This window comes from Corynebacterium sp. ED61 (genome assembly GCF_015233855.1).
Lineage (GTDB): Bacteria > Actinomycetota > Actinomycetes > Mycobacteriales > Mycobacteriaceae > Corynebacterium > Corynebacterium dentalis.
This window is the reverse complement of record NZ_JADGIT010000009.1, coordinates 59649-83423: the sequence shown is the minus strand read 5'-3', so window position 1 is coordinate 83423 and position 23775 is coordinate 59649. Positions and strand designations below refer to the sequence as shown.

Below are 23775 nucleotides of genomic sequence, written 5' to 3'. Positions count from 1 at the left end.
CGCTGACTTGAATAAATGTACACACCACCCCGAACGAACACAACCCCGCAGGTCAAGGGAGCTTTTACATTCCTAGCGCCTGGTAGATACCTGCGTTGCCTACGTCGTACTTCAGCACCAGCTTCCGCGAGGCTTAGTATCCGACAAGCATTAGGACCACAATCACAAGCGCCAACGGCACATAGTGTGCGAGCGGGCCCATAGCGGGATTTTCGAAACTCTGGATCATGTCAGTGAGTCCTCCCATCGCCCTTAAGTTAAAGAGCACCGACAGACCGGTGACGGCGGTATAGGTTCCCATCATTTCTACAAAGTTCTGCCAACCACTAAAGCGTGCGCCCATGCCGGTCAAGATCACCAGAGTCGCCCAATACGCAGCAGCGACTGCACAGCCACTCAAAACCAGTGTTGCAATGAGCCCAGCGGTAGAACTACCGAATACTTTCACCGCATCGGGCACTTCGGTATTCCGTTGGAACGTAAACCAGATGCCCAGTCTCACTGCATAGATAGGGACAATGACCAGCATTCGCAACGCCGTGGCGCGTGCAACTTTCTTAAACCACGCCCGCCGGCTACCTCCGAAGATCACCCAATGTTTCAGCATCTCTCCTAATCCGGCAGCAACTGCGGAAAGCATCATGACGGCACCAAAGAATAGGATGCCCACACTCGCCTGCAATTCGCCCGAACGTGCGAGCCCCACAAAGGCCAAAATCACAACAGTAACTGTCGCGATACTTCCAATACGGCGAGCACCTAGTCGCATTCGTTGATCGATGAGGGAATCTTCTGCGTCACCTCTGTCGGCCAGATCATTCCACTATGTGCCAAATCCTGGCAGCCGTTCGATCCAATTTTTCTTAGTACCTGTCTGCTGCTGCCCAGCCGCACCGGCAACCACTCGCTGATCTGGATCCTGCGCTGGTTCAGCGTTGCCCGTCGCCTTACTATCCACCACCTCGCTTCTCTCGGGACGCGTTCTACGCAGGTGGGTATAGATTTCAACCGCGTTGAAGGCACTGACCCCCAGGATCATGGCAATACCGATAAAACTGTCCAGCCCAACGAACATGACTACGCCGAACCACAGCAGGATCTGTGCCCACGCGATCCCGGCGAACAGCACGCCCAGTGTCACTCGGCGTATGTCACTGGAGCTCAAAGACAGCGCACGCAACCACTGTGGCTCCCATCCCGGAATCATCGGCAGAATTCCCAAGATCATGCACGTGCAGAACATGGCAAAAACTGAAGGTTTTTCACCCGACCAAGTGAAAAGCCAAATAAACACCGGCCAGAACGCCATGTAGAACATGCCCTCGTGCTTGACCTGAGATAGCACCAACTTCATCACGGTTGCCCAGGGAAGCCCTCGTGAGCCAGCTTGTGCCTGGTCACTGCGGTCACCGCGCACAGCGGAATGAACAGAGGAAACAGAAGCAGCGTTAGTCATTGCCCGTCACCTCGCTCACGTGCATTTCGTTCCCGCGCGCCTCGTCTAGCTGCGCCTGGGTGGAGTGAATGTCGTGGCCAGTAAGCGCAAGTACCGCCTGCTCCAAGTCCGCAAGGTGCATCCGCACGCCCGTGCCCTCGAGCATGTCGCGCAAGTATCCGGCTGAGACTGACGAACCAGAGGCCGCCACAGCCAGATCCAGGGTGACTCGGCGGAGGCCGGCGGAAGTGGCGTCGGAAAGAAGAGAAGAAGGACCACAACCCAACCTGCCCAATTGCGCATCCACGGCGGCCACGGACAGCAACTTCTTAACCTTGACCTCGGTAGGCCACGGCACGTCCGGACCAGCCAAAATGATGCGATCCAGCACCTCCGGGTTGTCCCAGACCGGCTGCCCGTCCACCAGAGCTTGCCCTTCACGCGCACATGCCCGGCCTTCGCACGCAGCAACGTTGTCTTACCAGCGCCGTTGCGGCCAATCAGTCCGTACACGCGACCGCCCGGTAGGGTCGCCGTGGCGCCATCAAGGGGCAGGAGTTCCGCTGGTCAGCGCTCGCTTGATTGGACCTCCGAAGTGGCGCGTAACCTGGCGGAGTTCATAGGAGTGTGCAGGGAGAGAATTCATTCGTACAGTCCTCGACTTTCGGCGACTTGTCTGATGAGGGTGATCAGGTCGTCTCGGTTGATGCCCAACTTGGCGGCCTCGTCGATGAGAGGCACCACGTAGTTATGGGCGAAGCTGTTGGTTCGCATGGTGACGATGATGTCCTTGGCGCCGGATTCGACGAACATGCCCACGCCTCGCCGTTTGCTGAGCACGCCCTGTTCCACCAGCAACGCCAGGCCTTTGCGGGCGGTGGCGGGGTTGATGTGGTGAAAGGTGGCAAGCTCGTTGGTCGAGGGCGCTCGTTCGCCTTCGGGGAGGGATCCATCGACGATGGCATCGGCGATGAGATCGGCCACTTGCTGGAATAGCGGCACTGCGGCTTCATCCATGTGACCCTCCTCTTGGTTGTGCGGTGGTTGTTCATCGGTGGTGCACCATGGAGAGATGTGCAGGGTCGTTACAGACGAGGCTAGCTGGTTGGTTACTTGCGTAACTAACCATACAACAAACTTTTCAGGCATGCTAGAGGGCATAGAAAACTCTTAAAATCTATGCGAAACGAAACGGACAATGACCAACCATGCTGGAACGCACACTTATCTTCGTCGATACCTCCTACCTTCTAGCCAGCTTCTACAACTCGTGGGACACGGGCGCCCGCGCCCAACTGGAGATTGACCTCCCTGAGGTCGTTTCGGTGCTCGGAAGGATGGGATCTGAGCAGCTCAAGCAGCAAATCCATAGGCAGTACTGGTATGACGGCATCCCGGATTCGGGCCCGCACCGCTACCAACGTTCCCTGCGCAGCGAGCCGGGCGTGCAACTGCGCGCCGGTCAGCTGATCGAGTGGGGCGATAGGCGCACCCAGAAGGCCGTGGATACCCGCCTGGTCGCTGACATGGTTCTCACGGCCATGAAGGGCCACGTCAGCGACATCATCCTGGTCTCCGGCGATGCGGACATGCTCCCCGGCGTGGAAGAGGCCGTCAATGCCGGTGTGCGCGTTCACCTCTACGGCTTCGGTTGGGATTCCATGTCCAGTGCCTTGCGCTTCGCCTGCGATACCACCACCATCCTCGACCCGCGCGAGGACTTCCGAGACACCATGCGCCTGCAAGTTCTCGAAGGCCCCGTCCAACCAACGGTCAGCCCCTCCGCAGAGATCGAGCGCCCCCTCGGCGATGCCGAACAGCCCGAAGAACCCGGTCTCTCCCCCATCCCCGTCGCCACCACCGGGACGTCCGTGGCGGCTGAGGTTTCTTCTTCGTCCGACGCCACTTCTGACAGTTCCGCTTCCGGCCCTTCCCTGACGGATTCCGCCAAGGCTGCGGCGAACGCGGCGGCGGATCCCGCCGCTCCGAGCGACGATGCCGCTGGTCAGCCTGCTGCTGACGCGTCGGTAACCGGCGAATCTGCTGCGAGGGAAGTCACCCCGCAAGAGGCCTATACCCAAGAAAGCGCTTCCCGGCCGGAATCCGCAGAGCCAGACTCAGCAGCTCAGGAAACTGCCCAGCCGGAACAACCTGCAGCAGACAAAACTGCAGACTCGGAGAGCGCTGCGGACGAGACGGGGTTGGCGTCGAAAACAACACAGGTACCCACACCAGGGACGATGCCGCGGCCAAACCCCGGCATGATGGCACGCCACCGCAAACTGCGCAGCCGATACGTGCCACTGCCCAACGAGGTATGGGCCAGCTCGGGCGAACAGAACCCGCTGGACATCGGACAGCAGTACGCGGTGTGGTGGTATGACAACGGCGCCACCGAAGAGCAAAAGGACAGCGCGCATCTGCTTTCCGGAGGCGGGCTGCCACCGGAGATCGACCGCCCACTGCTGCAGTTCGCGTGCGAGACGCTGCACGAATACACGCTCACAGAGGCACAGCGAGTGGGCCTGCGCGATGGGTTCCACGCAGGAATCCGCAGCATCATGCTGCGTCGCTAAAGATTCGGTTCACAGGCGGTGTCTCGGCCATATGCCAAGATGTAACTCATGAGCGCGAGCCCCGTCACGAAACCAACCGAACAGACCGAACACCACTCCCCGCGCAAGGGGCTGGACAAGGTCTACGTGACGGATACCCTCACGTTGCAACAAACGCTGCTGCGCATGGCAGTTGCGGGCGCTCTAGCTGCAGCGATGACGCTGGTGGCATGGTTTGTGCTCGGCAGCGTGCAGTGGCCTTCCTATAACAACAGCTTCGTGCTGCGGGCTATCTCCACGGCTGGGACCACAGCGGTCATTGCGGTGGCGGCACTGACCACGTGGCTGTGGCTGCACCCGCCGAAAGGTCAACCTTTGCCGCGGTGGATGCGACTGGTCACGCATCTGATCGCCTACCTCGCTCCAGCGGCGCTGGTGATCACCACCTTGGCCATTCCACTGGCCGCCACGCGTCTCTACCTCGAGGGAATCAGCGTAGACCAGGGGTTCCGCACGCAGTTCCTCACGCGCATGACAGACCAGCTGGGCTGGCACGATATGGCCTATATCGATATGCCCAGCTTCTACCCCGGGCTGTGGTTCTTCTCCGGTGGTGCCTTCGCCAAGCTCACCGGCCTAGCAGGATGGGCCGCGTTTAAGCCGTGGGCGCTGATTACTCTCGCCGTGGCCAGCGCCATGCTGGTTCCCGTGTGGCAACGGCTGACCGGGTCACTTGCCGTGGCTCTGGCTATCACTCTGACGACCACGGCCATCATGGTGCGCCAGGCCCCGGATGAGCCGTACGCGGCGATCGTGGCCATCGGCATGCCGGCGGCGTTCCTCATGTCCCGGCGCGCGCTCGAAGGCGGCAAAGCGGCGATCGCCGGAAACATCATTTACCTGGGACTATCCGCAAATCTGTACACGCTATTCACGGGTATTTCTGCACTGACGATCGTCATCATGGCGTTTGTAGTGGCGCTGGTGGATAAGTCATGGAAGCCCATCTGGCGGCTGATCGTGATTGGCGTGAGCTCGCTGGCCATCGCGGCCATCGGCTGGGGGCCATACCTCTGGGCCATGCTCACTCAACCGCACGGCCCCAGCAAGGCGCAGCACTACCTGCCGAAGGACGGCACGGAAATCCCCATGCCGTTTTTCGATAACATCACGCTGTTCCTGCTGGGTGCCATCGCCATCATCTGGATCATCGCGCGCTTCCGCGACGCAGACGTGCACTCCATGGCCGTGGGCCTGGCGGTCTGCTACGGATGGGTCTTCCTCTCCCTGCTGGCCACCATTTTCGGAACCACCCTGCTGGCGTTCCGCGTGTGGCTGCCCATCGCGCTGATCCTCAGCGTCTCCGCGGTGCTCGCTCTAGCGGAGCTGCGGATCCAAGGCCTCAAACGCTTCTATCCGCAACAAATGCTCACCGCAAACACCAAGGTCATCACCGGTGTGATGGCAGTATTCCTGGCCGCCACCTGCGTGCACTTTGTCACTACCACCACCAATCACGTCCGCGATAGCCTCGATGCTGCCTACACGGATACCGATGGCGATGCCGTGCGTGGCGACCGCATGCCCGCAGATGCCACGCAGTACTACGCAACGATTGACCAGCTGATCAGCGGTCACACTGGCTCGCAAGCGGGAACCATCGTCCTGACGGACGAGAAAAACTTCATGTCCTACTACCCGTATCACGGCTACCAGGCCATCACTGCGCACTATTCCAACCCGCTGGGCGAATTCGAGCGTAGAAACCAGGCCATTGAAGCCTGGACCACCATCGATGACCCGCAAGAACTGCGCGATGCCATGGATGCCGCAGAACGAGACAACGGCTGGCAGGCACCGGACGCACTGGTACTGCGCGGGCAGCTTGACGTCGAGAAACAAGACCCGAAGGAAGAGAACTCAGAACAGGAAGATTCCGCCGCCGACCCACTCCACGACCTCCCCAAGGTCACGGGCCCTGGCGATGGCACCTTCAGCTACCAGATCGCCGATGACATCTACCCCAGCAACCCGAACGTCCGATTCCGCACGGTGAACTTCCAGGCCAGTGCATTCGCAGACGGTTGGGAACTGCATCAGGTAGGGCCATTTGTGGTTGCTCTGCGCACAGACGCTTAGCCCGTAACACAGCTCACAGGGTTCTCAGGTTCGCAGCCTTGTGCCGTAGAATGCCCCCTTGTGACAAAACCGCAACAAAAGACTCAGGACAGCAACTCCGCCACGAAGGTCACGGACCAACCGTCACCTCCGGGGCGCTCAGTTGCCCGGCTCAAAGCCCTCGCCATCATTACCGGCGTACTGGGTTTCATCCTGTTTTGTCTGACCCCCGTTCTGCCCGTAAAGCAGGAACATTCCGAGTTCACCTGGCCGCAGGGCAATGACCTGACCAGTGTGACCGCTCCCCTGATCTCCTACATGCCGGAGAAGATGGACCTGGAGCTGCCGGTCGAAGAGATCCGGAACCTGAATCCTGGCGAGACCACGGCGCTGTCCACCGTTCCGGAGAACAGCGAAGAGGCCACCCTGCGCGGCATGTTCGTGCGCTCCACCACGGATGGACTGGATGTCGTGGTGCGCAACGTGGTGCCGTTGACTCTGACCAAGGAGCAGGTGGACGAGCTCGGACCGGACGCGACACTGCACATCACCGCAGATAGCGAGCTGTTCCGGGCCTGGATCCCCGATGAGACCAACGAAGATGGCGCACCATACGAAGGCGCCATCGCCGATGACATCCGGCCGATGGTCACGGGCATCTACTCGGAGATGGTTAACAATCCAGAAACCACCCAGCAGGCACAAGAGGCAGGGCTGCGCGCATCCATCACCGTGGATTCTCGCTTCTCCTCCAGCCCCACTGCACTGAAGCTGATCGCGATGGCGCTGGGCCTGATCATGATGGTGATCTCCCTGTTCGCCTTGCATCGCATCGATTCCCTCGATGGGCACCGCGGCGGACGCTTCCTGCCCCGCGGTTGGTGGAAGCTGCGTCCGATTGACGCGGTGGTGGGTCTGTTCCTGGTGGGCTGGTACTTCATCGGTGCCAACACTGCAGATGACGGCTACATCCTGACCATGGCGCGGGTATCTGAGCACTCCGGTTACATGGCCAATTACTACCGCTGGTTCGGTGTGCCGGAATCGCCGATTGGCTTCCCGTTCTATGACTTGCTGGCGCTGATGGCCAAGGTCTCCACTGCGTCCATCTGGATGCGCTTGCCGGCGCTGTTGGCTGGCTTCATTACGTGGATGATCCTGTCCCGCGAAGTGCTGCCGCGCCTGGGCGCCAAGATCAATCGTCGCGCTGTGGCCCGCTGGTCCATGGCCGCGCTGTTCTTGGTGTTCTGGATGACCTACAACAACGGCACCCGCCCGGAGCCGATCATTGCTCTGGCTTCCTTGCTGGCGTGGGTATCCTTCGAGCGAGCTATCGCTACGCACCGCCTGCTTCCTGCAGCGATTGGTACGATCATCGCCACGTTGGCGCTGGGTGCTGGCCCGACTGGCCTGATGGCTGTGGCCGCGCTGTTGGTTTCTTTGGGTGCGATTATTCGCATCGCGATTCGTCGTCTGCCTGCTCTGGGCGCCGGTAAGGGTTCGTCCAAGGGCACGATCGCGGTGGCTTTGTTGGCGCAGATCGCGCCGTTCTTGGCTGCTGGTACGGCGATTTTGGTGGGCGTGTTTGGCGATCAGACTCTGCGGACCGTGTTGGAGGCGACCTCTGTCCGCAGCGCTGTGGGTCCATCGATCCCTTGGTACGAGGAGTACCTGCGCTACACGGCTCTGCTGGAGCCGACGGTGGATGGCTCGTTCCCTCGCCGCTTCACCATCTTGATGCTCCTGTTCGCCTTCGGTGTGGTTATTGCCTCCACGTTGCGCAACGGAAAGGTGCCGGGTGCGGCGAAGGGGCCGACCAGCCGCCTGATGTTGGTGATCGTGGGCACGATGTTCTTCATGGTGTTCACGCCTACGAAGTGGACGCACCACTTTGGTGTGTACGCCGGTGTGGGTGCTGCGTTGATGGCTTTGGCCGCGGTGGCTGCTTCCCATTTCTCTCTTTCTTCTCGACGCAACCGCGTCCTGTTCATCGGCGCTACTCTCATGCTCTTCGCGCTGGCTCTGGCCGGCACGAACGGCTGGTGGTACATCTCCAGCTACGGCGTTCCGTGGTGGGATAAGACCATTCAGGTGGCTGGCATTGAGGCTTCCACGATGATGCTGGTCATTTCCTTGGCTGTGCTGGTCTGGGGCGTGCTGGTGGGCTACTTGTCCGATATCCGCAATGCCCGGGCGCAGTCGCGTTCGGAGCAGGAGGAGATCCAGCAGCAGGAGGTTCGTCGCCTGTTGAAGTTCGAGGGCATGGCGGCTGCTCCGATGGCTATTTTGACGGCGATTGTGGTGGTCTTTTCCATGGCTTCGCTGGCCAAGGGCTTTGTGTCTCAGTGGCCTGCGTATTCGGTGGGCAAGGGCAACCTGGTGGCTCTGACTGGCAATAGTTGCCAGATGGCTAATGACGTGATGGTGGAATCCAACACGAATGATTCCTTCTTGTCCGTTGCCGGTGGTGGCGAGTTGAAGGATTCTTTGACCACGGCGGGTGCTCGTGGGTTCCGTCCGAATAACATTCCGACGCGGATTGATCCAGGCACCACCACGGACGAGTCGTCTTCCACGCCGCAGACGTCTGTGACCTCGCAGTCTGCGTACCAGAACAGCGATTCCAGTGGCTCTACGTCTGATAGCTCCACTGGCGCTTCGTCCACGGCGGGTGCGGGTAGCAGTGGTTCGTCCGGGTCTGCGAACAGTGATTCTGGCGATTCGACGCAAAACTCCCAGCAGGCCGGCGCCGATGATTCCGGCACCACGGGTGGCGTGTCCAACGAGCGCGGTATCAACGGCTCGTACGCACAGCTTCCTTTCCAGTTGGATAACCAGCGCGTCCCCGTGCTTGGTTCGTTCACGGAAGGTTTGCAGTTGCCTGCGTACACCACGAGCCAGTGGTTTGAGATTCCGGAGCTCAGTGAGCAGCGTCCTTTGATTACGTTCTCTGCTGCGGGCGAAGTGGCGCATACCGATATGAATGGTGTGTTCCAGTACGGACAGGAGCTGAAGGTGGAGTTCGGGCGGAAGAAGGATGCTTCTGCTGAGGCTGGTACTGACGGCGGTAATGCGGATGATTACGAGTGGATCGGCGAGTACCTGCCGCTGGACATTGGCACCGCTCCGGAGTGGCGCAATATGCGTATCCCTCGTGAGGTTGTGCCTGCTGATGCGGATGTCATTCGTATCCGCGCGGTCGATACGAATCTGACTCCTGACCAGTGGTTGGCGTTTACTCCTCCTCGCGCGCCGGAGCTGAAGAGCCTGAATGAGGTCATTGGTTCCGAGCAGCCTGGACTTCTGGACTGGTCTGCTGCATTCCAGTTCCCTTGTCAGCGCAGCTACGATCACCGCTTGGGCGTGGCTGAGGTTCCTACCTTCCGCATTTCCCCTGATCATGAGGCACGCCGGGCGCACAGCCCCGTGATGGATTATTACGGTGGCGGCTCTGTGGGACTGACAGAGATGACGGTCAACGCAACCGAGCTGCCGACGTATCTGGAAAATGATTGGCAGCGCGACTGGGGTGTGCTGGACACCCTCGAGACCCATCCCGCTGGTGATGGCACCCTCCCGAAGCCCGCGGAGATCGAAGGATCCGAAACCACAGAGTTAGGTACGTATTACCCAGGCCCGATGAAGATCACCAGCAGCAAGTAGCAGCTAGGCCGGGTGTGGCAGTCACGGACTGGCTACCCGGGCTCACACTCGCCACGGCTCGGCAACATGCGCCCCTAAGACCGGATCCGGTTGCAGGGGCGTTTGCGCACAAAGAAGGCGCACACAGTGTCCAACTGTGTGCGCCTTCCCTCACCTCGCCTCACCCGTCACATAGCGGCGGAAGCTTCAAGCGAATTACTGGTTCAGCGTAGCCAGTGCCGCGTTGACTGCCTCGGGAGGCAGCGGGGTGCCAGCCGGTGCTGGGTTCACACCGTTAGCAGCATCGGAAAGCTGCTGTAGCGCGGTTGGGTCGGCTGGAACTTCGCCGTTGTTGAGCTTGGCGCTCCAGTCCTGCGTGCCGCCAAAGGCCTGCAGGATACCCAGCAGCTGGGTTGCGTTGATATCGCCGTTGCTGGATGCCAGACCGGTGAGCGCCTCGATCGGTACCTGCTGGCCGGAAGCGTTCACTTCCTTCAACGCGTTGGCAATCGCCAGGATCGCAGGCAGGGCGTTATCTCCCTGTGCTGCTTCCACAGATCCGGTGACGTTGCCGCTCTGCAGCTGTGCCAGACCCTGGTCGATGAGCACCTGCGGCTCCAAACGGCCACCGGCCACGCCCAGCACGAGCATCAGGAAGTCGGTGGTCAGCGGGATGTCCACGCCGGTGGCGTGCTCGATGCCGTTGATGATTTCGGCTTCGTTGCCCGCTGCGTCGCGGATTGGCTCTACTGCGTCAGAGATGTTGCCGACCATCGTGCCGGATGGGGATCCGGCGGCCAGCTGCTGCAGCTGCTCATCGGTGCCGTAGTACTCGTTGAGGTCCACGTTGCCCTGGATGCCGTTGACCTGTCCGGTGGAGCTGTACTGCCAGAACGTTACGTTGGTCCATCCGCCTGGGAGCGTGGATGGCAGGCTGTCGCTGTAGTAGGCCAGCCATAGTGGCAGGTCGGAGAACTCTGTGGTGTTCCCCATATTGTTGATCCAGAAGTTGTAGTACGTGTACATGATCGGCGTGCGGCCGGTCTTGATTTTGATCTGGTCTACCCAGTCGCGCACCCAATTTTGCAGGGATACGGGATCCAGGCCGCCGGATTCTTCGAGGTCCAGCACTGGTGGCAGGGATGGCTGTGGGCCGGTGGCCAGGGTGGCTGCGTAGTAGTCCGCTTCTGCGCGGGCGTTGCCGTAGCCGGGGCGTGCGTAGTGATAGCTGCCCGGGGTTACTCCTGCTTGCTGAGCCTTGAAGGAGTCAGCGGTGAAGTAGGGGTTGATGTAGCCGGTGCCCTCGGTGGCCTTGATGAAGGCGAAGTTTTGGCCGCTGGCCTTGACTGAGGTCCAGTCGATGGCGCTGTTGCCGGGGTGCTGGTGAGAGGCAACGTCCACGCCGTTGAGCGCCCATGAGGGTACGGGGACGATGTCGGTGGCAACGAGGGTTGCGATGGTGGCTGCAGAACCGAGCAGGGCCGCTGCGGTCAGGCGGGCGGGGACGGTAGTGCGCGCAGAGCGGCGCCAAGGCAGTGAAAGCATGAGTCACACAATACCCAACTGTCACAGAATTAACAGCTTTAACATTGGCGACTTGCTTTACATTTTGAAAATTACCTATGGTTTCTCTGCCAAAATTGCAGCTCTAGGCCAAAAGTTTCACTATGCTCCCGGGGAAAAATTTTTTCCAGATTGGCCCGTTTTGCCCGTTTAAAGACGCCGGTAGATGGTCACCGCCGGCTCCAACCCTGCCTGTCGCAGTGGTTTTAGTCTTCTTCTCGACGCCACAATCACCGTTGCCACAATGGCCACCAGCAGGCACCAGATAATCCCGCGATAAACGATGAGTTCCATCATTTCCGCATCTGCGGGGAACTGAACATTCCACGCAAAGTGAGCAGTCATGGCGATGCCCATGCATCCCACGAGGGTCAGCACCCGATCCCGAGTTCCCATCGCCGGACCTTCACACAGGACCTTGCCGATGGCATATCCCACCAAGCCGGACATCAACACGTGTGGCAGCGGCCCCATCGCTAGGCGAAGCAGGTAGATCCCGATCACACCGTGCACGCTGGATTCCGGGTTCAGCGAAGAGAGCTTGAGCGCATACATGGCATTTTCTATCGCCTCGAAGCCCAGACCCACCAGCATTCCTGCCACGATCCCGTGCCATGGACGGTTCCACCAGCTCCGCCCGATGATCATAAGTCCCCAAATTCCTAGGCCCTTGAGCACTTCCTCGGGAACCGCGGCAGCAATGGAGAGCGCGACAGTATGCCAGCCGAGCTTGTCCGCAATGCTCAGCAGCGGGGGGGAGACAACCAGCGCTGCAGTCATCGTAGCGATCACCGCGCCCCATCCCACAGCCATGGCCACCAGCCGCTTGGGCGTGCCGCGCGCGATCATCAGCAGCATAATCAATCCGCCAGCGCTCAAGAGTTCTACCGCTGCCAGCATGAGCGCCACCAGAACGCTCAGCGGGCCGTCATCTCCCGATGGGGTCAGCATCGCGAACTGAACGAATCCCAGCAAGAGACACGGAACGAACAGCACCCAATAAGTAATGAACCAGCCTCCGTGAAACAGGCTCAAGCGTGGCCGCGCCTGCGGAGGGAAACTGTTGTGGAACGCCAGTGGCGTGTGTGTAAGAGTCCACTGTTGATTAGTCATGGGTCGCCGCCGATCTCACGATGTCCTTGGTTTCCTGATACGCCCCATCTGCAGTGTTCGCGGTGACCTCCACCGTCACCAACACTCCATCGTGGACCTCAGATCGCGGCTCTTGGTAGAACGTGACCACGTAGCTTGTGTCCTTGTCACTGGCTAGCGGGTTGGCGCTGTACATCGGGTTAACTAGGTAAATGTCATCAAGCTCAGCATCCTTCGTCAGCTCCGGATTCATCTGCAGTGCCCGAGCAGTGAAGACATTGACTGCCGTCGTATCCACCTGCTCATACCCCAGCGATTGCGCACTACGCACCGTGCTGAGCAGCGGGTTCGTTACGTCTTCAAGCCCCGTGATGCGCACCTGACTGTTGCGACAGTCAAAGTTCGCGACCATCAATTCGCCATTGCTCACCTCATCACAGCGATCCAGGGAAGAGAATGTCAGCGGCCAGAGCACCTCAGTAGGCACGTACTCCTCCAGCACGTCTTCCGTGCTAGAAAATCGATCGGCAGAGGGCTCAAGGTTGGCGTCGAGAATAAAAGGAACCACAAAGGCAATGGCCACCGCAATGACGATGCCCACGGTAACGATCGTGGTGCGTCGGCCGCCGGTGGCCGCGGGGCGAAACTGTCCGAAAGGATCGGCATGCGGCGCGCGAATGATCTCGGGCCGGGCGGGATCGCGGCGCGCACCCAGTGGCGGAGACGGAAGCGGCCGCTGCGGTGGCACGTGAGGTGGCAAGGCGGACGGAGGATTCACAAACTCTAAGCATAAAGGGGCGCAAGACAGCTGTCCCACATGCCGTCTAATGTGGTGGGCATGGCTGATGAAAATAACTCTACTTCCCTCCCGGACAACATCTCCGAGGCGCCAAATGCGCAGGTCAGCGTGGCTCAGGATCTCTACCGCCACGTCAACGGCCAGTGGCTGAGCACCCACGAGATCCCAGCGGACCGAGCAGTGGATGGCACCTTCCACCAGCTGCGCGATCAGGCCGAAGAGGACGTGCGAGCCATCGTCGAGGCCGCGGCAGAAACCGAGCCGAACGGCCGAGTGGGCGCGTTGTACTCGAGTTTTATGGATGAAGAGGGCATCGAGCAGGCTGGTCTTTCTGTTCTCGACGCAGACCTCGAGCCCATCCGCTCTGCCACCGACATCCGCGAGTTGGCCCGCGTGCTGGGGCAACTGGACGTCACCGGCGTGGGCGGCGTGGCTGGTTACTGGGTGGAGAAGGATTCCGGTTCCGATGTGGAACGCGCCTACCTGGTGCAGACGGGTCTGGGATTGCCGGACGAGGCGTACTACCGCGAAAAGCAGCACGCGCAGACACGCGAGGCATACGTGGAGTTCGTTTCGGACATGTTTGCGCTGGTTAAAGAGCAGGCTCGTCCCGGACGTTTTGCTAAGTCTTCCGAAGTGGAGGCTGCACAAGCGCTGATGGACTTTGAGCAGCGCCTGGCTAAGGGGCACTGGGATCAGGTCTCCAGCCGCGATGCGGAAAAGACCTACAACCCCACGAACGTCGCTGATCTACCCACGGGCTTCCCGTTCCAAGAATGGCTGCAGGCCACGCTCGTGGACGTGAACTCGGAAGGTGGGGCCACCGTGGTGGTGTGCCAGCCGAGCTACCTCGAGCACGTAGCAGACATGGCTGCAGGTGACAACGCCGTGGACCTGGATACCTGGAAGCTGTGGGCCTACTGGGGCGTGGTGCGTTCCCGCGCTGGTTTGCTGCCTAAGAACATCGGCACGCGCAACTTCGATTTCTACGGACGCACCCTCAGCGGATCCACCGAACAGCGCGCGCGGTGGAAACGTGGCGTGAGCTTGGTGGAAGGCCAGGTGGGTGAAGAAGTGGGCAAGAAGTTCGTGTCCGAGCACTTCCCGCCCTCGCACAAGCAGACCATGCTCACGCTGGTGGATTACCTCATCGCCGCCTACCGCGAGCGCATTGAGAAGCTGGAGTGGATGACTCCCACCACCCGCGAGAAGGCGCTGGTGAAGCTGGAGAAGTTCCAGGCCAAGATTGGCTACCCGGATAAGTGGCGCAGCTTTGCAGGTCTGGAGTTCGGCGCACAGGGCGCGGACGTGATGGCTAACGTGCGCGCGGCCAGCGAATTCAACCATGTTCATGAGGTCAATAAACTGGGCAAGCCCAGCGACAACGAGACGTGGTTTGCCACCCCGCAGACTGTCAACGCCTTCTACAATCCGGTCAAGAATGACATCACCTTCCCAGCGGCGATCCTGCGTCCGCCGTTTTTCGATCCCGAGGCGGACATGGCCGGCAACTTCGGCGCGATCGGCGCTGTCATCGGCCACGAGATTGGTCACGGTTTCGATGACCAGGGCTCCAAGTACGACGGCGACGGCAACCTCAACTCCTGGTGGACCGACGAAGACCGCGCGGCGTTCACCGAGCTGACGGACAAGCTGGTCGCCCAATATGACGGCCTCATCCCCACAGGGTTGAAGCAGCGCGGCATCGAGGATCACCGCGTCAATGGTCCGTTCACCCTGGGTGAGAACATTGGCGACCTCGGTGGCCTGGGCATTGCCGTGGTGGCGCTTCGCCGTTACTTGGCTGATCAGGGCCAGGATTTCGATTCCGCACCGAAGTTGCCGGTGGATGGTCTGGTTGATCCGGATGGCAATCCGGACACTACGGAATACTCCGCTCTGCAGCGAGTCTTCCTGCGATGGGCTCGGATCTGGCAGACCGCCATCCGCCCGCAGATGGCCATTCAGTACGTGTCCATCGATCCCCACTCCCCTGCGGAATTCCGTTGCAATGTGGTCAGCAGCAACATCGCGGAGTTCTACGAAGCCTTCGATGTGGCGCCAACGGACGAGATGTGGCTGGACGCGGAATCCCGCGTCACCATTTGGTAGACGCGGGATCCGGGGGGCGTGAGCTTGCTGGGCTCGCGGGCTTGAGCTCAGCTTGAGCTCGCCTAAGTTCGGCTTAGTTCGGCTGGGAATCTTCCGGTGCGAACAGGTCCGGCTCGTGCGCTTCGTCCATCTCCGGGGTGTATTCCGGGATTTCAGCGAGGTTGAGCAGCGCCCCGGTGGGGTCCTGAATAGTGAGCATCCGCCCGAATTCGGATTCCCATGGGCTGCGCACCACGGTGCCGCCGAGGGTCTCCACCTGGGCCACGGCCTTGTCTACATCAAGTACACCCATGTACAGGGTCCACATTGATGGTTGGTCTTCCAGCTTGGAGGTATCCCACAGTCCGACCAGCGGGTTTCCTTCCCATTCGCCCGTGGCGTAGCGAAACTCTTCCGTGTCGCTCATCTGCTTGATGTCCCAGCCGGACAGCTCGTGGTAGAACTTCAGCGCGTTGTCCCAGTTCTTGCCCACCATGAGCTCGTGCCATACGGGCGTTCCGGGCTCACCGGCAGCGAAGAAGGCTTGCTCATCAGCGGGCTTCTTCAGTCCCACGGTGGCTCCGCTGGGATCCACCAAAACGCTCATCATGCCGCGTTTTCCGAGGTCACGGGGATCCAGTGCACTGGTCGCACCCGCCTTCACCGCGTTGTTGTGCACGGTCTCCAACTGGGGTGCGTACAACAGCATGCCCCAGACGCTGGAGGACCCTTCCGGAACCTGACCGATACCTGCCACGGGCATCCCGGAACGCTTAGCCACGGCATAGCCCTCGTTTTCTTCTTCGAATTCCCAGTCGAAGAGCACGCCATAGAATTCGCGGGCGGCGGCAAGGTCAGTGGTCGCGAGGTCCAGCCAGATCGGCATCCCCGGTTCAGCTACGAGTGCGGGCATTACATGTTCCTCCACTTTTCCGGGTCAAAGTCATCGTCGGCGGTGCTTTCGTCAAAGTATTCGCCGAGGTCATCGTCATCATCTAGCGGCTGCTCGCCCGCGTTCACCACGCGCGCAACGGCCAGCATTTCCTCAGAGGCCGGATCAATCAAGCCCACTTCATCGCCGGGGCGCAGCACTTTGCCGCGACGAGTGTCGATCTCACCATTGACGGTGACTGCGCCGTTGGCGATGACTTCCTTGGCCAGTCCACCGGTCTCCACGAAGTTCGCGAGCTTAATGAACTGCCCGAGCCGGATTTCCGAGTCCTTGATGGAAACGTCCTGAATCTGCATGTGTGCCAGTCTAGGTCACGGCCAGGACAGCGCGAGCTTCAGTCTTTGCCCAACTACCAGGGCCCCTAGAGGTGCAGTAGCTTTTCCACGCCGTTGAACAGCAAGAACAGTCCCAGCAGGGCAAAGATCACGCCGGCTACCATTTCGATGATGGGGTTGAACTGCTGCAATTTCCTGGCCCACAGTGGCACGCTAACCAGCCATGCGAATCCGCAGAACCACACCAGACCCACCGCGGTCATCATCACTAACACGATCACGCGTTCTGCCATGGTGATCCCTACCGGCAGGAATTGTGCGAACACTGCGCCAAAGAACAGGAGTGCCTTCGGGTTGGAGAGGTTGGTGGCCAGCCCTAGTCGCCATGCGGTGGTGGCGGTGTTGGTCTGTTTTTCTTCGACGCCAACCTCGTCATTCGCCGTGCTTGCGTCGGAAGAAGAAGGGTCTGAAACCCTCTGCTCGGCTTGGCGCTCTGCCCATCCGCTGCGGAGGGAGCCGATGCCCATGCGGATGAGGAAGAGTCCGCCGGCGAGGTAGAGGACCGCGAGGATCCAGGGGAAGGCGGCGATGAGTGCGGACAGGCCTGCCATGGTGACGATCGGCCAGAGGATGTTGCCGGTGCATATGCCGACGGCTGCCCAAACGGCGAGGTGTCTGGATCGGGAGCCGAGTCGGATGATCTGCACGGTGTCTGGGCCGGGTGTGGTGATGGCGGCGATCCAGGTGCCGAGCAGTCCGAGGTAGGCGGCGATGGTCATGTTGGGTACTTTACAAGGCACGAACAAGGGCACCTGCGACGGATCGGAGGTGCCCTTATTTTCGTGCGCGGGGTACTTCCCGGGGCGAGATGCCCTGGCTAGTGGCGCGCGTGGGGTTATGCGCGCAGTGCGATGTCCGTTGGGTTGATCGGACGAGGCAGTGCGGTGTCTCCCATCAATGCGCGGTCAACCTCGGCTGCTACGGCGCGGCCTTCGGCGATTCCCCAAACGATCAGGGACTGTCCGCGGCCGGCGTCGCCTGCGACGAACACTGGGGTGTCGCGGAACTCGTCGGAGTTGGCGGTGGCACGGAAGGTCTCGTCGCGCACCAAGCGGCCGCGCTGGTCAACGTCCAGGTCCAGGTCAGTCACTACTGGGGTGCGCTCGACGGAGACGAAGCCCATGGCTAGCAGGACGAGGTCCGCCTTCATTTCGAAGTCGGTGCCTTCGATGTTCTCCAGGCCCTTTTCGCCAAAGCGGCACTCAGCGCCCTTCAGGCCGGTGACCTGACCGTTTTCGCCGGTCAGCTCCACGGTGTTGATGGACCAGCCACGCTTGCCAAGCACGGCGCCCTTTTCGCGATCCCCGAGGCCGAGCTTTTCTACGAGCTCAGCTGGCTCCTCGCCGGTGATGGAGTAATCGCCTTCTTCGTGGGCGGAGGCCAGGCGCATCTTCAGTGGATAGGTTGGCCACGGGGTGGACTCTGCACGGCTCTCTGGTGGCTTCGGGCCGATGTCGAACTGGTGCACGGACTTCGCGCCCTGGCGCAGTGCGGTGCCGTAGCAGTCCGTACCGGTATCACCGCCGCCGATGATGACGACGTGCTTGCCCTTGGCATCGATTGGGGTGGTATCGGTATCGCCGTAGCCCACGCGGTTAGCCAGTGGCAGGTACTCCATGGCCTGGTGCACGCCGTCCAGCTCGCGTCCGTCTACTGGCAGGTCGCGTCCCACGGTGGAACCGATAGCCAGAACCACTGCGTCGAAGTTCTTGAGATCTTCGCCGGTTGGAGAGGTGTTCAGCTGGAACTTGGTTCCTTCTGCTTCCATCTGCTCGATACGGCGGTCGATCCATTCCTTCTGCATCTTGAACTCAGGAACGCCGTAGCGCATGAGGCCACCGACGCGGTCGGCACGCTCGAACAGAGTGACATCGTGTCCTGCGCGGGTCAGCTGCTGTGCTGCTGCCATGCCTGCTGGACCGGAGCCAACCACTGCCACGGACTGGCCGGTCTTGAAGGTTGGCTTGATGGGAACAATCCAGCCCTCGTCGTAGGCATGCTCGACGATGGTGAGCTCCACAGTCTTGATGTTCACTGGATCGTCGCCAATGCCCAGCACACATGCACCCTCGCACGGAGCGGGGCACAAACGTCCGGTGAACTCCGGGAAGTTATTGGTGGCGTGGAGGCGGTCGTACGCCTCCTTCCAACGACCCTGGCGGACCAGGTCATTCCACTCTGGGATCAGGTTGCCGAGTGGGCAGCCGTCATGGCAGAACGGGATGCCACAGTCCATACAGCGGGTGGCCTGAACCTGGACCTTGTCATCGGAGAAGTCTTCGTAGACTTCCTTCCAGTCCAGCAGGCGCAGTGGGACTGGGCGGTGCTCAGCTGCAGCGCGAGCGTACTTCTGAAAGCCGTGCGGATCAGCCATTACTTCACTTCCTCCATGATTGCGGCGGCGATGCCGTCCTTATCCAGGCCCTCGGCTTCGGCGCGCTCGATGGCGGCGAGAACCCGGGCGTAATCGCTTGGCATGACCTTGATCAGCTGGGAAGGATCAACTTCCACGGTGGAGCCGGTCAGACGCTTGTGAGTGGCGATGGTCTCTTCGAGCCATGCCAGTTCTTCATCGTCGGTGATCTTTTCAATGTCAACGAGTTCGGTGTTGATGCGGTTTTCCACGCCCGAGCCATCGTCAAGCAGGTAGGCAATGCCGCCGGACATACCGGCTGCGAAGTTCAAGCCAACCTTACCCAGCACCAGTACACGGCCGCCGGTCATGTACTCACAACCGTGGTTGCCGATTCCTTCAACAACTGCGGTCACGCCCGAGTTACGGACACAGAAGCGCTCGCCCACGGAACCGCGGATGAACATCTCGCCCGAGACACCACCGAAGCCCAGCACGTTGCCGGCGATGATATCGCTCTGCAGGTCTTCCACTCCGTCATCCGATGGAGCCTGGATGATGATCCGACCACCGGACAGGCCCTTGCCGACGTAGTCGTTGGCATCGCCGGTCAGGGTCAGAGTCATACCTGCTGGTACGAACGCACCGAAGGAGTTACCGGCCGAACCCTTGAAGTTCAGCTGCACGGTATCTGCTGGCAGTCCGTCGCGGCCAGCCACACGAGAGATCATGGATCCCGTCATGGTGCCGACCGTGCGGTTGACGTTAGAGATTGGGTAATCGAGGCTGATGGACACGTCCTCACCCGCGGCTGCACGGCGAATGACGTCCTCTGCATCCTTGCGGATCTGGTTGTCCAGCGCCTTGTCCAGGGAGTGATCCTGAGTCTTGGTGCAGTGCAGGTCCTGGTGCATGAATGGGCTATCAGGCTGCGCGAAGATCGGAGACAGGTCCAGCTTTGGTGCGGACTTGTGCTCGATATCCATCTCGCCCTGTGCCAGCACCTCGGAGTGACCAACTGCCTCTTCGATGCTGCGGAAGCCGAGCTCTGCGAGGTACTCGCGAACCTCTTCTGCGATGAACTTGAAGAAGTTGACCACGTGGTCTGCCTGACCGGTGTACTTCTTGCGCAGTGCGGGGTTCTGGGTTGCCACGCCCACGGGGCAGGTATCCAGGTGGCAGACGCGCATCATGATGCAGCCGGAGACCACCAGCGGAGCGGTTGCGAAACCGAACTCCTCTGCACCGAGCAGCGCGGCGATAACCACGTCACGGCCGGTCTTGAGCTGGCCATCACACTGCACGGTGATGCGGTCACGCAAGCCGTTGAGCAGCAACGTCTGCTGGGTCTCAGCCAGGCCGAGCTCCCATGGTCCACCAGCGTGCTTCAGGGAGGTCAGTGGGGAGGCACCGGTGCCGCCGTCATGACCGGAGATCAGAACCACGTCAGCGTGTGCCTTGGACACACCTGCCGCCACGGTGCCCACACCCTGCTCGGACACGAGCTTGACGTGGATGCGTGCATCCGGGTTGGCGTTCTTCAGATCGTGGATCAGCTGAGCCAAGTCCTCGATCGAGTAGATGTCGTGGTGCGGTGGAGGAGAAATCAGACCCACACCTGGGGTGGTCACGCGGACTTCAGCGATCCATGGGTAGACCTTGTGCGGAGGCAGCTGTCCACCTTCGCCGGGCTTTGCACCCTGGGCCATCTTGATCTGAATATCCGTGCAGTTATTCAGGTAGTGGCTGGTCACGCCGAAGCGTCCGGATGCCACCTGCTTGATGGCAGAGCGACGCCAATCGCCGTTCTCATCGCGCTCGAAACGGTCTGGATCCTCGCCGCCCTCGCCAGAGTTGGACATGCCCTGCAGGCGGTTCATCGCGATTGCGAGGGTCTGGTGAGCCTCGGCAGAGATGGAACCGTAGGACATTGCGCCGGTAGCGAATCGCTTCACGATCTCACTAACTGGCTCCACCTCGTCGATGGAGATCGGCTTGCGGTTGGACTTGAATTCGAAGAGTCCGCGCAGCGTTGCCAGGCGACGAGACTGATCGTCGACCTTGCTGGTGTACTCCTTGAAGATTCGGTACTGGCCGGAGCGGGTAGCGTGCTGCAGCTTGAAGACGGTCTCTGGGTTGAACAGGTGGTACTCGCCTTCACGACGCCACTTGTACTCGCCGCCAACCAAAAGATCGCGGTGTGCTGCTTCCTCTGGACGAGGCAAGAATGCAAAGCGGTGACGCTCGGCAACATCGTTGGCGATCTCGTCGATTCCCATACCGGAGATTGGAGCGAAAGCGCCGGTGAAGTACTCGTCCAGCAGGCTCTGGTGCAGGCCGGTGATATCCACCAACTGGGAACCGCGGTAGCTGCTGACTGTGGAGATACCCATCTTGGACATGATCTTCAGGATGGAGTAGCCAGCGGCGTGCAGGAAGTTCTTGCGGCCCTCCTCTGCGGTGACATCGCCCAAGCGACCCTGGTTGGACAGCTCGTCGATGGACATGAGCGCCATGTAAGGGTTGACGGCATCTGCGCCGAAGGTGATCAGCATGGCCAGGTGGTGCACCTCGCGGGCATCGCCGGACTCGATGATCAGAGAAGCCTGGGTGCGGGTCTTTTCCCGAACCAGCTGGTGGTGCACTGCGGAAGTGAGCAGCAGCGATGGGATTGGAGCGTTACGCTCATCCGACTCACGGTCGGTAAGGATGATCAGCGTCTTGCCATCGGCGATTGCCTGAGAGACTTCGCGACGAATGCGCTCCAGGGCCTCGGTCATGCCGCGTCCACCGTGAGCAACTGGGTACAGGCCAGAGATACGAGCTGCCTGGAAGGCGCTGTACTTCTCGTCTTCGCCAGCGTTTTCCAGCTTGGCCAGATCCTCGTTGGAGAGCACTGGGCTGTCCAAGTGGATGCGGTGTGCAGCCTGCGGAGTAGGGCTGAGTACGTCGCCCTGGGCACCCAGCTGGGTGAACAGAGAGGTCACCATCTTCTCGCGGAGAGAGTCCAGTGGAGGGTTGGTCACCTGAGCGAAGCGCTGTGCGAAGTAGTCGTACAGCATCCGTGGGCGGTTGGACAGTGCTGCGATTGGCGTATCCGTACCCATGGAACCGGTGGCTTCCGCACCGGTGATAGCCATTGGGCGGATGAGGCTTTCGACTTCTTCTTCGGTGTAGCCGAACACGCGCTGGCGCAGCACAATGCGGTCGTGGTTCATGGCCACGCCTTCACCGGCAGGCAGTTCGTTGGAGCGCACCAGGTTTTCTTCAACCCACTGCTTGTACGGCTCAGCGACCAGGAGTTCCTTGACCTCAGTATCGCTGTAGATCTTGCCCTGGGAAGTGTCCACGAGGAACATGTGGCCGGGCTCGACGCGGGTGCGCTGCACGATGTCTGCATCTGGAATGTCCAGCACACCGGTCTCAGAGCCCATAACGATCAGGCCATCGCGGGTGATGGTGATGCGTCCGGGGCGCAGGCCGTTGCGGTCCAGTACAGAGCCGATCAAGGTGCCGTCTGTGAAGGCCAGCGCGGCTGGGCCGTCCCATGGCTCCATGAGGGAAGAGTGGTACTCGTAGAATCCGCGGACCTCAGGGTCCAGGTTTTCGTTGCGCTCCCAAGCCTGCGGAACCATCATCAGCACGGCGTGCGGCAGGGAACGTCCACCCAGGTGCAGCAGCTCTAGGGCTTCGTCGAAGCGGCCGGTATCGGAGCCGTCTGGGTTACAGATAGGCAGTACGCGGGAGAGGTCTCCGAGAACCTCAGAGTTGATCTGAGACTCGCGTGCGCGCATCCAGTTCTCGTTGCCGCGCACGGTATTGATCTCACCGTTGTGTGCCAGCATGCGGTATGGGTGAGCCAACGGCCACGATGGGAAGGTGTTCGTGGAGAAGCGGGAGTGCACGATGGCCAGCGCAGACTCCACGCGGTCATCCTGCAGGTCCAGGTAGAAGTCACGCAGCTGAGGCGTGGTCAGCATGCCCTTGTATACGACGGTGCGCGCAGACAGGGATGGGAAGTAAACAGTCTCGCTGCCTGCACCTTCGCCGGCACCCTTATTACCCAGCTCGCGCTCGGCACGCTTGCGGACGAACCATGCAGCACGGTCGAGTTCGAGTCCGGACAGAGCGTTGCCCTCGGAATCCTCACCAGCGATGAACAGCTGGAAGAAGATTGGCTCTGCGTCGCGAGCCATAGCACCCAGGGAGGAATCGTCCACGGGAACCTCGCGCCAGCCGAGGAAAGTCATTCCCTCTTCCTTAACGATGGTCTCCACGTCACGCATAGCCTCCAGGGCGGCCATGCGGGCGTTCGGCAGGAATGCAATGCCCGTGGCGTATTCGCCAGCCGCTGGCAGTTCGACGCCAAACTTGGACATTTCTTCGCGGTAGAAGCGATCAGGCACCTGAATCAGGATGCCTGCGCCGTCGCCCGTGTTCTTTTCCGCACCGGCTGCACCGCGGTGGTCCAGATTCACGAGTGCCTGAATGCCCTTTTCCACAATGTCGCGGGAAGCGCGTCCGTGGGCATCCGCCACGAAAGCAACACCACACGCATCGTGTTCAAACTGTGGATCGTACAGACCCTGGCGTGGAGGGTAGTTCGTCATGTTTTGTGGCCTTCTATTCGTCACTTCAAAATCGTCACAAGCTTGCGCAGTTGCGGGGTGGGCAACTCCTTGTTGCGAATGTGATGGCCATCTCCCGGGGTACATGGTGAAGCCTCTATCACATGTCACAAGGTGGTTTTTTTATACAGTTCCGCAACTCCCCCACCTACACAAAATAAGGCAGACCTAAGTTTCACGCTTAAATGGAACCCTTTTGTGCTGAGAGTCGT

Annotated in this window: 16 protein-coding genes and 1 pseudogene; 4 read left to right on the top strand and 13 right to left on the bottom strand. The window is 60.5% G+C overall.

Going from position 1 to position 23775, the window contains the following annotated elements:
• Positions 1–133 precede the first annotated feature (133 nt).
• From IM764_RS09500 to IM764_RS09485, 5 genes and pseudogenes are all read right to left on the bottom strand, one after another.
• On the bottom strand, positions 134–721 hold the full coding sequence (locus tag IM764_RS09500) for a hypothetical protein (protein ID WP_194187659.1): 588 nt from the start codon (positions 719–721) through the stop codon (positions 134–136).
• Positions 722–823: 102 nt separating this feature from the next.
• Positions 824–1456 carry a hypothetical protein gene (locus tag IM764_RS09495; RefSeq protein WP_194187658.1) on the bottom strand — a complete coding sequence of 211 codons (633 nt, stop codon included), beginning with the start codon at positions 1454–1456 and terminating at the stop codon, positions 824–826.
• Positions 1449–1859 carry a hypothetical protein gene (locus tag IM764_RS09490; RefSeq protein WP_370551583.1) on the bottom strand — a complete coding sequence of 137 codons (411 nt, stop codon included), beginning with the start codon at positions 1857–1859 and terminating at the stop codon, positions 1449–1451. Before IM764_RS09490 ends, IM764_RS09495 begins: the two co-directional genes overlap by 8 nt.
• Positions 1860–1900: 41 nt before the next feature.
• Positions 1901–1948 (bottom strand): annotated as a pseudogene (locus tag IM764_RS10580) (hypothetical protein); the annotation flags it as partial.
• Between the two features lie 129 nt (positions 1949–2077).
• On the bottom strand, positions 2078–2452 hold the full coding sequence (locus IM764_RS09485; RefSeq protein WP_099299317.1) for a GntR family transcriptional regulator: 375 nt from the start codon (positions 2450–2452) through the stop codon (positions 2078–2080).
• Positions 2453–2643: 191 nt separating this feature from the next.
• Between IM764_RS09485 and IM764_RS09480 the strand changes: the two genes are divergently transcribed.
• The 3 genes from IM764_RS09480 to IM764_RS09470 are packed head-to-tail and all read left to right on the top strand — an operon-like array spanning position 2644 to position 9771.
• The gene (locus IM764_RS09480) at positions 2644–4011 is read left to right on the top strand and encodes an NYN domain-containing protein (protein WP_194187657.1); all 1368 of its coding nucleotides are present in this window, start codon (positions 2644–2646) and stop codon (positions 4009–4011) included.
• A 48-nt stretch (positions 4012–4059) separates the two neighbouring features.
• The gene (locus IM764_RS09475) at positions 4060–6129 is read left to right on the top strand and encodes a galactan 5-O-arabinofuranosyltransferase (protein ID WP_194187656.1); all 2070 of its coding nucleotides are present in this window, start codon (positions 4060–4062) and stop codon (positions 6127–6129) included.
• A 60-nt stretch (positions 6130–6189) separates the two neighbouring features.
• Positions 6190–9771: an arabinosyltransferase domain-containing protein gene (locus tag IM764_RS09470; protein WP_194187655.1), complete on the top strand. Its 3582-nt coding sequence runs from the start codon at positions 6190–6192 to the stop codon at positions 9769–9771.
• 195 nt (positions 9772–9966) lie between these two features.
• On the opposite strand, the gene IM764_RS09465 is transcribed toward IM764_RS09470, so the two are convergent.
• From IM764_RS09465 to IM764_RS09455, 3 genes are all read right to left on the bottom strand, one after another.
• A complete protein-coding gene (locus tag IM764_RS09465) occupies positions 9967–11295 on the bottom strand; it encodes a glycoside hydrolase family 25 protein (protein WP_099299313.1) in 1329 nt (442 codons plus the stop codon).
• Between the two features lie 168 nt (positions 11296–11463).
• Entirely contained in the window at positions 11464–12426 is a 963-nt protein-coding gene (locus IM764_RS09460) for a PrsW family intramembrane metalloprotease (RefSeq protein WP_194187654.1), read from the bottom strand.
• Positions 12419–13183 carry a hypothetical protein gene (locus IM764_RS09455; protein ID WP_194187653.1) on the bottom strand — a complete coding sequence of 255 codons (765 nt, stop codon included), beginning with the start codon at positions 13181–13183 and terminating at the stop codon, positions 12419–12421. Before IM764_RS09455 ends, IM764_RS09460 begins: the two co-directional genes overlap by 8 nt.
• A gap of 60 nt (positions 13184–13243) precedes the next feature.
• Here IM764_RS09455 and IM764_RS09450 point away from each other — a divergent pair, with 60 nt between their 5' ends.
• On the top strand, positions 13244–15316 hold the full coding sequence (locus tag IM764_RS09450; protein WP_194187652.1) for a M13 family metallopeptidase: 2073 nt from the start codon (positions 13244–13246) through the stop codon (positions 15314–15316).
• Positions 15317–15389: 73 nt separating this feature from the next.
• On the opposite strand, the gene IM764_RS09445 is transcribed toward IM764_RS09450, so the two are convergent.
• From IM764_RS09445 to gltB, 5 genes are all read right to left on the bottom strand, one after another.
• Positions 15390–16208, bottom strand: a complete 819-nt coding sequence (locus IM764_RS09445; protein WP_099299310.1) for a VOC family protein — start codon at positions 16206–16208, stop codon at positions 15390–15392.
• Positions 16208–16543, bottom strand: coding sequence for an RNA-binding S4 domain-containing protein (locus IM764_RS09440; RefSeq protein ID WP_099299309.1), 336 nt, complete (start codon positions 16541–16543; stop codon positions 16208–16210). The genes IM764_RS09445 and IM764_RS09440 overlap by 1 nt, the downstream gene beginning before the upstream one ends.
• A gap of 65 nt (positions 16544–16608) precedes the next feature.
• Complete coding sequence (locus tag IM764_RS09435; protein WP_099299308.1) at positions 16609–17301, bottom strand: LysE family translocator; 693 nt, start codon at positions 17299–17301, stop codon at positions 16609–16611.
• A gap of 116 nt (positions 17302–17417) precedes the next feature.
• The gene (locus tag IM764_RS09430) at positions 17418–18956 is read right to left on the bottom strand and encodes a glutamate synthase subunit beta (protein ID WP_194187651.1); all 1539 of its coding nucleotides are present in this window, start codon (positions 18954–18956) and stop codon (positions 17418–17420) included.
• The gene (gene gltB / locus IM764_RS09425) at positions 18956–23545 is read right to left on the bottom strand and encodes a glutamate synthase large subunit (protein ID WP_194187650.1); all 4590 of its coding nucleotides are present in this window, start codon (positions 23543–23545) and stop codon (positions 18956–18958) included. Before gltB ends, IM764_RS09430 begins: the two co-directional genes overlap by 1 nt.
• Positions 23546–23775 lie beyond the last annotated feature (230 nt).

Bases quoted from the DNA above. Each gene is read 5' to 3' on its own strand.
- IM764_RS09465 (WP_099299313.1), bottom strand. From the start codon at position 11,295: ATGCTTTCACTGCCTTGGCGCCGCTCTGCGCGCACTACCGTCCCCGCC.
- IM764_RS09475 (WP_194187656.1), top strand. From the start codon at position 4,060: ATGAGCGCGAGCCCCGTCACGAAACCAACCGAACAGACCGAACACCAC.
- gltB (WP_194187650.1), bottom strand. From the start codon at position 23,545: ATGACGAACTACCCTCCACGCCAGGGTCTGTACGATCCACAGTTTGAA.
- IM764_RS09435 (WP_099299308.1), bottom strand. From the start codon at position 17,301: ATGACCATCGCCGCCTACCTCGGACTGCTCGGCACCTGGATCGCCGCC.
- IM764_RS09445 (WP_099299310.1), bottom strand. From the start codon at position 16,208: ATGCCCGCACTCGTAGCTGAACCGGGGATGCCGATCTGGCTGGACCTC.
- IM764_RS09485 (WP_099299317.1), bottom strand. From the start codon at position 2,452: ATGGATGAAGCCGCAGTGCCGCTATTCCAGCAAGTGGCCGATCTCATC.
- IM764_RS09480 (WP_194187657.1), top strand. From the start codon at position 2,644: ATGCTGGAACGCACACTTATCTTCGTCGATACCTCCTACCTTCTAGCC.
- IM764_RS09440 (WP_099299309.1), bottom strand. From the start codon at position 16,543: ATGCAGATTCAGGACGTTTCCATCAAGGACTCGGAAATCCGGCTCGGG.
- IM764_RS09495 (WP_194187658.1), bottom strand. From the start codon at position 1,456: ATGACTAACGCTGCTTCTGTTTCCTCTGTTCATTCCGCTGTGCGCGGT.
- IM764_RS09460 (WP_194187654.1), bottom strand. From the start codon at position 12,426: ATGACTAATCAACAGTGGACTCTTACACACACGCCACTGGCGTTCCAC.
- IM764_RS09430 (WP_194187651.1), bottom strand. From the start codon at position 18,956: ATGGCTGATCCGCACGGCTTTCAGAAGTACGCTCGCGCTGCAGCTGAG.
- IM764_RS09450 (WP_194187652.1), top strand. From the start codon at position 13,244: ATGGCTGATGAAAATAACTCTACTTCCCTCCCGGACAACATCTCCGAG.